This is a genomic window from Rhodococcus sp. NBC_00294, from assembly GCF_036163995.1.
Lineage (GTDB): Bacteria > Actinomycetota > Actinomycetes > Mycobacteriales > Mycobacteriaceae > Rhodococcoides.
Genome location: NZ_CP108043.1, coordinates 619474 through 630739 on the forward strand (window position 1 = coordinate 619474; position 11266 = coordinate 630739).

Sequence of the window (11266 nt, forward strand, 5' to 3'; positions counted from 1 at the left end):
CGTCGAGGATGTGGCTCGGGCTTCATCCTCACCGCGAGGAGGCGGATGGACGACCCGTGCTGCGCCGTCTCGACACCGCCCGGTGGTCGTGATATGCCTGGCGGCATCGTCGCCACCGCGCACGCATCGACCGACCGGAAGGTCCACCCATGACCGCCGACCTCGCCGCAGGCCCCGACACCCACTCGTCCTCAGCATGGGCGCCGCTGCGTGGCAGGGTGTATCGCACGCTGTTCATCGCTCAGCTGGTGTCGAACATCGGCCTGTGGATGCAGACGGTGGGATCACAGTGGTTCCTGGTGGAGCAGAACAGCAGCGCGACCGTGGTCGCCCTCGTGCAGACGGCCAGCCTGCTGCCCACCTTGTTCTTCGCCCTCCTCGCCGGCGGACTCGCCGATCTGCTCGATCGGCGCAGGTTGTTGATCGCGATCAGCACGTACACCGCCGTCGCCGCGACGGCCACCGCGGTGCTCGCCTTCACCGACGTGCTGACCCCGATGATGTTGCTGGCGATGACGTTCCTGCTGGGGTGCGGCTCCGCGCTGTCGTCTCCCGCATGGCAGGCCATTCAGCCGGAACTGGTCCCGGCCGAACAGATCCCGGCAGCATCCGCCCTGGGCGGCGTGACCGTGAACGGTGCGCGCGCCGTCGGCCCGGCCATCGGCGGCGTGATCGTGGCTGCGGCCGGACCCGCCGCGGTGTTCGCCATCAACGCCCTGACGTTCGTCGTCATCATCGGCGCGCTCGTCTGGTGGCGTCGGCCCGCAGACGACCGGTCCGTCGACCGAGAGCGCCTCGGCAGGTCCATGCTGACCGGGCTGCACTACATGCAGTCCGCACCGATCGTGCGCCGGATCCTGCTGCGCTCGGCCCTGTTCGCCTTCCCGGCATCGGCGCTGTGGGCCCTGCTGCCCCTGGCCTCGTCGCGCCACCTGCACTTCGGCGCGTCGGGGTACGGGCTCGTCCTGGGAATGCTCGGTGTCGGCGCAGTGTCCGGCGTGGCGCTCTACCCGCGGTTGCGACAGTCGATGTCGGGCAACGCCGTGCTGGCACTGTCCGCGGTCACCTATGCCGTCGGCGTCGTCTCCGTGGCCTACCTCCCCGCCGGCGCGGCCGTCCCGTTGCTGCTGCTGTCGGGCGCCGCGTGGATCGCCACCCTGACCACACTCAACGCGGCGATTCAGCTCTCTCTCGCGCACTGGGTGAGAGCTCGGGGGATGTCGATCTACCTGTTGGTGTTCATGGGCTCCCAGGCGCTGGGCTCGTTCGTCTGGGGTCTGGTCGCGTCGCACGTCGGTTTCGCTGCGGCGCTACTGATCTCGGCGGTGCTCTTGGTGGTCACCGCCGCCAGCGTCACGGTCCTGCCTCTGCGCGCCGACACCGGCACGCTGCCGCGCGGGGTGTCTACGGCGTGGCCGACACCGATGGTGATGTTCGAACCCGAACCCGACGACGGCCCCGTGGTCGTCTCGGTGACGTACCGGGTGCGGCCCGACTCGACGACCGACTTCGACCGCGCCATGGCGGCCGTCGGGAAAGCTCGCCGCCGGACCGGCGGGTACTCCTGGGCACTGTTCAGGAACGGCGAGGACCCGTCTCTGCGTGTCGAGCAGTTCACCGCCCGGTCGTGGGGCGATCTCGAGCGGCAGCACCGTGAGCGCTGGACCGAGTCGGATCACCAGCGGATGACCGAGGCTCTGTCCTACACGGTGACCGGTACGACCGAGAAGGAGGAACACCTGTTCGGCGTACCGGCCGACCGGTAGTGCGAGACCCCGGCCGGACGTGACGACCCCCGGTCAGGCGTGCAGGAACCTTGTCGTCAGCCACTGATCGGAACCCACGAAACCTGGAGGTCGCCATGCCTTACATCACCACCACCGACGGAACCGAGATCTACTACACCGAGCAGGGCACCGGAAAGCCCGTGGTGCTGAGCCACGGATGGCCGCTGTCGTCGGATGCCTGGCAGGTCGAGCTCAAGCTGCTCGCCGACGCCGGCTACCGGGCCATCGCCCACGATCGCCGCGGACACGGCCGGTCGTCCAAGACCTATTCCGGCAACGACTGGACACCTACGCCCGTGACCTCGCCGAGCTCGTCGAGGCTCTGGATCTGCAGGAACTGACGTTGATCGGCCACTCGACCGGCGGCGGCGAAGTCGTCCGCTACGCCGCCCAGCACGGCGGATCCCGCGTCGCCCGCGTCATCACTGCCGGCGCCGTCCCGCCCATCATGCTGAAGTCGGAGTCCAACCCGGAGGGCACCCCGATCGAGGCACTGAACGACATCCGCGACGGCGTGCTGACCGACCGCTCGCAGTTCTACCAGGATCTCGCGCAGCCGTTCTTCGGCGCCAACCGTGACGGCGCCGCGGTCTCGCAAGGCGCGATCGACGACTTCTGGCGTCAGGGAATGCTCGTCAACCTTGCTGCCGCCTACGACTGCGTGAGAGCGTTCTCCGAGACCGACTTCACCGAGGATCTGAAGGCGCTGACGGTCCCGATCTTCATCGCCCAGGGTGACGACGACCAGATCGTCCCCATCGCGGCGGCGGCCCTGAAGTCCATCGACCTCGTCCGGGACGGCACGTTGAAGGTGTACCCGGGCGCACCGCACGGCATCTACGGCGACTACCAGAAGGCCCTGGACGCAGACATTCTCGACTTCCTCGCCCGATGACCACCCCCCTCGCCCTCGGGCCCGTCGGCAACGTCTTCTACTTCGTCGACGATCTCGAGGCCGCAGTCGAGTGGTACTCCGCCCGGCTGGGTCGCACACCGATTCAACGGGGCGGGGCACTGGTGGCCTTCGACATCGACGGGGTGCGGCTCACGCTGCACGAGAACGACGACTACAACTCGTCGGGGCCGGCCGGAGTCTCCGCCTACTGGACCGTGACCGACGTGGATGCGATCGTCGCGGACTGCACAGCCCACGGAGCCGTTGCACACCGGGGACCCAAGACGGTCTTCACCGGTGAACGTCTGTGCCAGCTGCTCGATCCGTTCGGCAATCTGTTCTCGGTGCGACAGGCTCCCGCAGAGATGGATGTCAACGGCTAGGACAGGGGATCAGAGACCAGAAAAGCGGCCACGCGTATCGCGAGGCCGCTTTTTCTGAACTGTGTGGAGCCGCCTAAGAGAATCGAACTCTTGACCTTTTCATTACGAGTGAAATGCTCTACCGACTGAGCTAAGGCGGCGCGGCTCCCTGAGGAGCCATCGCAAGTTTAACCGGTCCCCCCGCCCGAACCCAAAACGGGGGTCAGCGGGCCGCCGCGCCCAGTGTGGCGACCATCGCGTCGACCGCGAACTTGGGCTTGACGTTCATCTCCAGGGCTTCGCGGCACCGGAGGATCGCCTCGATGCACTGCAGCAACGACTCGGGAGTCGATACCGAGGCGAGGCCGCGGGCCTGGTCCTCCATGTCGGGGTGCGTCATCGTCGACGAGGCGCCGTACGACTGTGCGAGAGCGTCGCGGTACAGCCCGGCGAGGTCGATCAGCGCCCGGTCCAGCGAGTCTCGACCGGTACGAGTGCGCCTCGACTTCTGCCGCTGTTCCAGTTCCTTGAGCACGCCGGCGGATCCTCGCAGCGCGCCCGCTGCACCCTTGCCGGTGCCGCCGGCGCCGAGTGACGTCCGCAGTTCGTCGGTCTCCCGCTCGTCGCGGTCGGCGTTGATCTGCACCGCGTCGGACTCGGCGGCCTTCACCAGTTCCTCGACCACCGCGTACTGGGTGGCGGGGCGGAGCGCCGCCTTGGCGATGCCCAGTGCCCGCTGCCGTCGCTCGCGTGCCTCGGGGTCCGTCGCCAAGCGGCGCGCGCGGCCCACGTGTCCGCCGCCCACCGAGGCGGCCCACGCGGCGGTCTTCTCGTCCAGGCCGTCGTTCTCCCGCAGTACGCGTGCGATGTCCGCGGGTTTGGGCGTCACCAGAGCCACGTGCCGGCAGCGCGAGCGGATGGTGACGGCGATGTCCTCCGGATCCACGGACGGTGCGCAGAGCAGGAATATGGTGCGGGCCGGCGGCTCCTCGACCGCCTTGAGGAGCGCGTTGTAGGCGCGCTCGCCCAGCCTGTCCGCGTCCTCGATGACCACGATCTGCCACGTCCCCGTGGTGGGGCGACGCGCTGCCATCTGCACCACCTCGCGCATCTCCTTGACAGAGATGCTGAGGCCCTGCGGCACGATGCGGCGCACGTCGCCGTGGGTGCCGTGCATGGTGGTGGTGCAGGCGTGGCAATGGCCGCACCCGATGACGTCCGGATCCGTGCACTGCAGCGCAGCCGCGAAGCAGACAGCGGCGATGGAGCGGCCGGACCCGGGAGGCCCGGTGAAGAGCCACGAGTGCGTCATGCGGGAACCGATGTCACCCTCACGCGCAGCCGCCGCCGCGTCGGACAGCTCGGCGACCACCTCGTGCTGACCGACCAGCCGTTCGAACACTCCCGCCATGGGAGGAGAGCTTAGTGCTCCTGTGCGACAGCCCCACCGCGACGCTTGGCCAGCAACGAGGACACCCCGGTCATCACGGCCACGACGATGGAGCCGACGACGAGACCGATCAGCGCGGATGCCAGCGTGTTGACGATCCAGGCCAGCACACCCCCGATACCGGCGACATCGTGGACCGCGTCCTCCATGTGGTGGACGAACTCGTAGATCGGGTGGAACCCCAGCTCGTCGATGCCGTTGAGCAGGATGTGGCCACCGACCCACAGCATCGCCGCGGTGCCCACCACGGACAGCACCGCCATGACCTTGGGCATGCCCTTGACCAGACCGCGCCCGACGGTCTGCGCGATGCCCGACGAGGTGTCGGCCAACCGGAGACCGATGTCGTCCATCTTCACGATGAGACCGACCACGCCGTAGACGAGGACGGTGATCACCACGGCGACGACGGCCAGGATGATCAGTCGGCTCCAGAAACCCTCGGCGGCGATGGTGTCGAGCGCGATGACCATGATCTCGGCGGACAGGATGAGGTCGGTGCGCACGGCTCCGGCGACGACGGTGTCCTCGTCGCGAGGCCCGTCCTCGTCGTGATCGTGAGCGCCGTGTCCGGAGACGGCGCCCCAGATCTTGTGCATCGCTTCGTAACTGAGGTAGGCACCGCCGACCATGAGGATCGGCGTCAGCAGCCACGGCAGGAACTGGCTCAGCAGCAGCGCGATCGGCAGGATGATGAGCAGCTTGTTACGGAGCGACCCGAGGGCGATGCGCCGCACGATGGGGAGCTCACGTTCGGCGGCGAGGCCGCGCACGTACTGCGGCGTCACGGCGGTGTCGTCGATGACCACACCGGCAGCCTTGGCCGTCGCCTTGCCGGTCGCGGCACCGACGTCGTCGATCGACGCCGCCGCCAGCCTGGCAAGCGCTGCCACGTCGTCGAGCAGGGCTACGAGTCCGCCGGCCATCAGTACTCCCGAAGTAGGTCAGTGGTTCGAAGTGAGAGTACCGCTCCGGGGGTGGGCTCGGCCGCGCATCTCGCAGCAGTTCGCGCAGGCCCTGGACCGTCGCGAACTGCCGAGAGGTGCGCGTACGTTCTCCATCCCCAGCCTGTGGATCACGGCGGACGACTCGACGGCCACATCGCGCACCCTTCGATACATGTCTCTGATCCCCCGAGCCGATCTCCGACGACGCGGCGTGTCCGACGGTGAGGTCCGCGCTGCTGTCCGGTCCGGTTCGATCGTTCCCGTGCGCCGCGGCGTCTACGTCGATCCGGCGACGACCGACCTGTCCGACGACCGCACCCGCCGACTGCTCGAGCTACGCGCCGCCGTCCTCTCCTCCGACAGCGATCTGGTGGTGAGCCACAGCTCGGCAGCGCTGGTCCACGGCATCGACCTGTGGCCCGACATCGATCGTCGAGCACACCTGACGGCGAATCGATCCGGCGGTGGTCGGGCCGGCACGTCGCGCGTCGTGCACGCATCGCCACTGCACCCGGACGACGTGACGACGGTCGACGGGGTGCGTGTCACCTCGCTCGCCAGAACAGTCGTCGACCTCGCCTGTAGTCGGCCGTTCGAGTCCTCGGTCTGCTCCGGCGATGCTGCTCTGCGCCGAACATCGGCGGACGATCTGGCTGCGACGCTGGCCCGAGCGCACGGTCGTCGCGGGATCGACAGGGCGCGGCGGGCCATCGCCTTCATGGACGGTGGCGCCGAGAGCGTGGGTGAGTCTCGGAGCCGGGTCTACCTGCACCGGCACGGCCTCCCCGCTCCTGCGCTCCAATGCGACGTCCTCGACGAGCGCGGACGCTTCGTGGGACGGCCGGACTTCCTGTTCGACGGAGTGATCGGCGAGTTCGACGGGCTCGCGAAGTACCGCGAGTACGGGGATGCAGCGGATGTGGTGATCGCCGAGAAACTGCGCGAGGACCGGTTGCGCTCACTGGAGTGGCGGATCGAACGGTGGACGTGGAACGACCTGGCGACGTCGGCTCTCGCCGATCGTCTCCGGGCAGCGCTCACAGCAGCAGAAGGACGCGCACCCCTCGGCAGTACGCGCAGGCACGGGACGGTCGCGAACTGCGGGGAGGTGCGCGTCCAGGACGGCAATCGCGCCTAGAACTCCAACCCCATGTCACCCGCCACCACACCCATCGTCGACTGCCCGTCCAGAGCCTCGCGGAGGATGTCGGCGTGCCCGCTGTGGTGGGCGATCTCGCGCAACAGGTGCAGCAGTACGCGCCGCGCCGTCCACCAGATGCGCTCCGGCGCCCACGGTGCGGTGGGTTGCGGGATCAGGTCGTCGAGGTTGCCGAGCGCGGCGATGCACTGCTCGAGAGCTCGGCCGGCGGAGTCGAGTTCGGCCAGCACCTGTTCGATCGACTCGGGCACCTCGGGCTCGCCCGATCCCGAGAAGTCGACGGTCGAGTTCTCGTCGCGCTCCTCGAGCATGGTCACGTTCCCGCGGATCACCGACGCGACGTGCGCGATCAGCGAGGCGAGCGTGAACTCACTGACGGTCGTGCGCCGACGCGCCTGCTCATCGGTGATCCCCCGCGCCGTGATCGCGAGCATCCCGCGCTGATCGGCCAGGATGGTGACCAGATCGAGCTTCTCGCCCGTGACGTCGACCGACGGCCCCACGGATGTGTACGTCCCCGCCATGATGTGCCCCTCTCCTCGTGTGTGAGGAGAAAGCTAAGGGCAATGGCGGACAGGTGCGGTCCTCAGGACTCGGCGGGCGGCGTCTTCTTCGCAGCGGTCTTCGTGGCGGCCGCCTTCTTCGCGGGAGCCTTCTTGGCCGGCGTCTTCTTCGCTGCCGCCTTCTTGGCGGGAGCCTTCTTCGCCGGCGCCTTCTTGGTGGCCTTCTTCTTCACGGGCCCGCGAGCGCGACGATCCGCGAGGAGTTCCATGGCCCGCTCGTCGGTGATGGTGCCCACCTCGTCGCCCTTGCGCAGGCTGGCGTTGGCCTCACCGTCGGTGACGTACGGACCGAAGCGGCCGTCCTTGATCACCATCGGCTGACCACTGACAGTGTCCACACCGAGTTCGCGCAGCGGCGGCGTGGCCGCACCCTGACGTCCGCGCCGCTTGGGCTCGGAGTAGATCTTCAGAGCCTCCTCGAGGGAGACGGTGAAGATCTGGTCCTCGGTGGCCAGCGAGCGGGAATCGGTGCCCTTCTTGAGGTAGGGACCGTAGCGCCCGTTCTGAGCCGTGATCTCTTCCTTGCTCTCGGGATCGACGCCCACCACGCGCGGCAACGACAGCAGCTTCAGCGCGTCGTCCAACGTGACCGTCGCGAGATCCATCGACTTGAGCAACGAACCCGTTCGCGGCTTCGGTGCGGTCGCTTTCTTCGCGGCCTTCTTGGCGGGAGCCTTTTTCGCCGCCTTGGTGGCCACGGCGGTGCCGCCGCCCCCGTCGGACGAATGCTGTTCCACCGGAACGATGTCCGGGGTGGGCTCGGGCTCCTCGGGGATGACCTCGGTGACGTACGGCCCGAATCGTCCTTCCTTGGCGACGATCTCGTGACCCGACAGCGGGTCGACACCGAGCTTGCGACCCTCCTGCGGAGTCGCGAACAGCTTCTCGGCGAACTCGAGCGTCAGCTCGTCCGGCGGAAGGTCGTCGGGCAGGTTGGCGCGCTGCGAGATCGGATCCCCGTCGGGATCGTCCGGGTTCTGCACCATCCGTTCGAGGTACGGGCCGTAGCGACCGACGCGGACGTGTACGTCGCGACCTTCGGAGTCGTCGAACAGGTGGATCGAGTTGATGACGCGGGCGTCGATGTCCTCGAGGTTCTGGCCGACCATCTTCTTCAGTCCGCCGGACCGTGCGACCGACCCCTCCGTGCCGTTCTCACCGCCGAAGTAGAAGGCGGACAACCAGTCTCCACGTCGTTCGCGGCCACCGGCGATGGCGTCGAGGTCGTCCTCCATGCCTGCGGTGAAGTCGAAGTCGACCAACCGGCCGAAGTGCGCCTCCAGCAACGCGATCACGGAGAACGCCACCCACGACGGCACCAGGGCGCTACCGCGCTTGTAGACGTATCCGCGGTCGAGGATGGTCTTGATGATCGACGAGTACGTCGACGGGCGACCGATGCCGAGTTCCTCGAGCGTCTTGATGAGCGACGCCTCGGTGAAGCGGGCCGGTGGGTTGGTGGTGTGACCGTCGGGATCGAGACCGGTGGCCGTGACCGCCTGTCCCTGCTCGAGAACCGGCAACCGGGACTCGGCGTCGTCGGACTGTCCCCCGGCCTGGTCGTCGACACTCTCGACGTAAGCCTTGAGGAAGCCGGCGAACGTGATGGTGCGTCCCGACGCGGCGAAGGTGCACTCCTCACCGGTACCCGCGGTGCCCGAGATACGCAGCGACAGAGTGGTTCCGCGCGCATCCGCCATCTGGGAGGCGACGGTGCGCTGCCAGATCAGCTCGTACAGCCGGAACTCGTCGGTGTCGAGCGAGCTGTGCAACTGACCGGGAGTCGCGAAGGAATCACCCGCGGGGCGGATGGCCTCGTGCGCCTCCTGGGCGTTCTTGACCTTGCGGGTGTACTGCCGCGGGGTGTCGTGCACGTACTCGGGGCCGTACAGCTCGGTGGCCTGACGACGTGCGGCATCGATCGCCGACGCCGACAGGTTCGTCGAGTCGGTACGCATGTAGGTGATGTAGCCGTTCTCGTACAACCGCTGTGCGATACGCATGGTGCGCTCGGAGGACATGCGGAGCTTGCGCCCGGCCTCCTGCTGCAGGGTCGAGGTCATGAACGGCGGGTACGGACGACGCGTGTACGGCTTGGACTCGACCGACGCGACGGTCAGATCGACACCGTCCAGAGCCTCGGACAACCGGCGTGCGCGCGCCTCGTCGAGAACGGTGACGCCCTCGGACTTGAGTTTGCCGTCGGCACCGAAGTCGCGTCCCGACGCGACACGAGAGCCGTCGACGTTGACCAGGCGCGCACCGAACGCCCGCGGCGTCGCCTCGGCGCCGGCGTCGAGCTGCGCCGAGATGTCCCAGTACTCGGCCGATCGGAACGCCATGCGCTCACGTTCGCGCTGCACGATGACACGTGTGGCCACCGACTGGACGCGGCCCGCCGACAGCTTCGGCATGACCTTCTTCCACAGCACCGGCGAGACCTCGTAGCCGTACAGGCGGTCGAGGATGCGGCGCGTCTCCTGGGCGTCGACGAGGTCGGTGTCCAGTTCGCGGGTGTCGGCGGCGGCGGCGAGGATGGCCGGCTCGGTGATCTCGTGGAAGACCATCCGTCGAACCGGAATCTTCGGCTTGAGCGTCTCGAGGAGATGCCACGCGATGGCCTCGCCCTCGCGGTCGGGGTCGGTGGCGAGGTAGAGCTCGTCGGCGTCCTTGAGCAGGCTCTTGAGCTCGGCGACCTTGCCCTTCTTCTCCGGGCTGACGACGTAGAGAGCCTCGAAGTCGTGGTCCACGTCGACACCGAGACGAGCCCAGGACTCGCCCTTGTACTTGGCCGGAACGTCTGCAGCACCACGCGGGAGATCTCGGATGTGCCCGACCGAGGCCTCGACCACGTAGTTCTTGCCCAGATAGGGCGCGATCTTCTTGGCCTTGGTGGGTGACTCGACGATCACGAGACGCCGAAGCCCGGACGCGCCGGACGACGAGTTCCCCGTGCTGTCTCCTGCTGCCACCTGCTGCCGAACCTTCCTGGTCCCCGCGAGAGGGAACCCGTTCACCTGCGTCGATACCCCGAACCGTTCGAAGCCGACACACTACAGAGTGACACACACGTGCAACTCGTATGTGACACCGCGGCCCATCGACCATCGGTGACCTCCGTCCGAGTCCCCCTCTTCCTCTACACGAGGACGGGCCACCCGCCCGCGGCGAGAGCGCCCGGTGGCGGCTCGCCGATGTTCTCGATGAGCCTGGTCACCCGACGTCGACCGGTGATCCGGAGTGCCGGCGTCCCTCCGTGGGTTCCCACCAGAGTCGGCGCCACACCGGCGCGCATCAACGACTGGGCGAGCACCGGATGCGTGTCGGGGGCGTGCGGATCGAGTCCGAGGACGAACCGGGCGCCGCCTGCCTCCTGCCGTCCCGCCGCGACCACCCAGGCCCGCAGGGCGCGCGGTCCGGGCACCCAACCCCCGGGCACCGCCTTCACCGCTTCCCGGACCCACTCCGCGGCGAGCGACGCCAGCTCGGGCACCGGCTCGGTCCGGACCAGTGGCCGTCCCTCGTCGGTCGTCGTGATCTCGGCGTCGAAGCCGCACGACTCGATCAGGTCGGCCACCGCGTGGGCACGCCAGGTGGCGTCGACGACGACGGAGATGCGCGTGCGCCCGGACACGATCACGGGCTGACCCTGCGCAGCCAGCAGCCCGGCGAGGTCGGCCGCGTCGGGCGGCGTCGACTCGGCGGAGAAGAAGGACAACTGGCTCACGATCGCGACAGTAAGCCACGAACGCCCCGCCGGCGTGGTGTCCGCGACGCAGTGTCACGGAAACGAGACGTCCCCCGCCACCTCGGAAGGCGACGGGGGACGTGTCGGTAGAGACTGTCCGATCGAGATCAGACGGCGCGGACGCCCGTGGCCTGGGGGCCCTTGGTGCCCTGTCCGACCTCGAACTCCACGCGCTGGTTCTCCTCGAGGGTGCGGAAGCCGCTGCCCTGGATCTCGGAGTAGTGGACGAAGACGTCAGCGGAGCCGTCCTCGGGTGCGATGAAGCCGAAGCCCTTTTCGGCGTTGAACCACTTCACAGTTCCCTGTGCCATGCTTGTCTATCCTTTTCTTGAACACCGGATGCGATGAACGGCAC

Annotated in this window: 9 protein-coding genes, 1 tRNA gene and 1 pseudogene; 4 read left to right on the forward strand and 7 right to left on the reverse strand. The window is 68.1% G+C overall.

Annotated features, from left to right (window positions below; translation table 11 throughout):
- Positions 1–149: 149 nt before the first annotated feature.
- The 3 genes and pseudogenes from OHB23_RS02935 to OHB23_RS02945 all read left to right on the forward strand — a co-directional run bounded on the left by OHB23_RS02935 (position 150) and on the right by OHB23_RS02945 (position 3065).
- Complete coding sequence (locus OHB23_RS02935) at positions 150–1766, forward strand: MFS transporter (protein ID WP_222638929.1); 1617 nt, start codon at positions 150–152, stop codon at positions 1764–1766.
- Positions 1767–1861: 95 nt separating this feature from the next.
- Positions 1862–2682: pseudogene (locus OHB23_RS02940) on the forward strand (alpha/beta fold hydrolase).
- Entirely contained in the window at positions 2679–3065 is a 387-nt protein-coding gene (locus OHB23_RS02945) for a VOC family protein (protein ID WP_328810844.1), read from the forward strand. The pseudogene OHB23_RS02940 and the gene OHB23_RS02945 overlap by 4 nt, the downstream one beginning before the upstream one ends.
- 64 nt (positions 3066–3129) lie before the next feature.
- Here OHB23_RS02945 and OHB23_RS02950 read toward each other — a convergent pair.
- The 3 genes from OHB23_RS02950 to OHB23_RS02960 all read right to left on the reverse strand — a co-directional run bounded on the left by OHB23_RS02950 (position 3130) and on the right by OHB23_RS02960 (position 5420).
- A tRNA-Thr gene (locus tag OHB23_RS02950) sits at positions 3130–3205 on the reverse strand.
- 62 nt (positions 3206–3267) lie between these two features.
- Positions 3268–4455 carry a DNA polymerase III subunit delta' gene (locus tag OHB23_RS02955; protein ID WP_285187260.1) on the reverse strand — a complete coding sequence of 396 codons (1188 nt, stop codon included), beginning with the start codon at positions 4453–4455 and terminating at the stop codon, positions 3268–3270.
- Between the two features lie 11 nt (positions 4456–4466).
- A complete protein-coding gene (locus tag OHB23_RS02960; RefSeq protein ID WP_222638931.1) occupies positions 4467–5420 on the reverse strand; it encodes a DUF808 domain-containing protein in 954 nt (317 codons plus the stop codon).
- 31 nt (positions 5421–5451) lie between these two features.
- Here OHB23_RS02960 and OHB23_RS02965 point away from each other — a divergent pair, with 31 nt between their 5' ends.
- Positions 5452–6579 carry a type IV toxin-antitoxin system AbiEi family antitoxin domain-containing protein gene (locus OHB23_RS02965; RefSeq protein ID WP_328810845.1) on the forward strand — a complete coding sequence of 376 codons (1128 nt, stop codon included), beginning with the start codon at positions 5452–5454 and terminating at the stop codon, positions 6577–6579.
- Here OHB23_RS02965 and OHB23_RS02970 read toward each other — a convergent pair.
- The 4 genes from OHB23_RS02970 to OHB23_RS02985 all read right to left on the reverse strand — a co-directional run bounded on the left by OHB23_RS02970 (position 6576) and on the right by OHB23_RS02985 (position 11222).
- The gene (locus tag OHB23_RS02970) at positions 6576–7124 is read right to left on the reverse strand and encodes a mycothiol transferase (RefSeq protein WP_056443410.1); all 549 of its coding nucleotides are present in this window, start codon (positions 7122–7124) and stop codon (positions 6576–6578) included. The genes OHB23_RS02965 and OHB23_RS02970 overlap by 4 nt on opposite strands.
- Positions 7125–7186: 62 nt before the next feature.
- Positions 7187–10135, reverse strand: a complete 2949-nt coding sequence (gene topA / locus OHB23_RS02975) for a type I DNA topoisomerase (protein WP_222633345.1) — start codon at positions 10133–10135, stop codon at positions 7187–7189.
- A 167-nt stretch (positions 10136–10302) separates the two neighbouring features.
- A complete protein-coding gene (locus tag OHB23_RS02980) occupies positions 10303–10890 on the reverse strand; it encodes a hypothetical protein (protein WP_328810846.1) in 588 nt (195 codons plus the stop codon).
- A 128-nt stretch (positions 10891–11018) separates the two neighbouring features.
- A complete protein-coding gene (locus OHB23_RS02985; protein ID WP_005248460.1) occupies positions 11019–11222 on the reverse strand; it encodes a cold-shock protein in 204 nt (67 codons plus the stop codon).
- Positions 11223–11266: the final 44 nt, after the last annotated feature.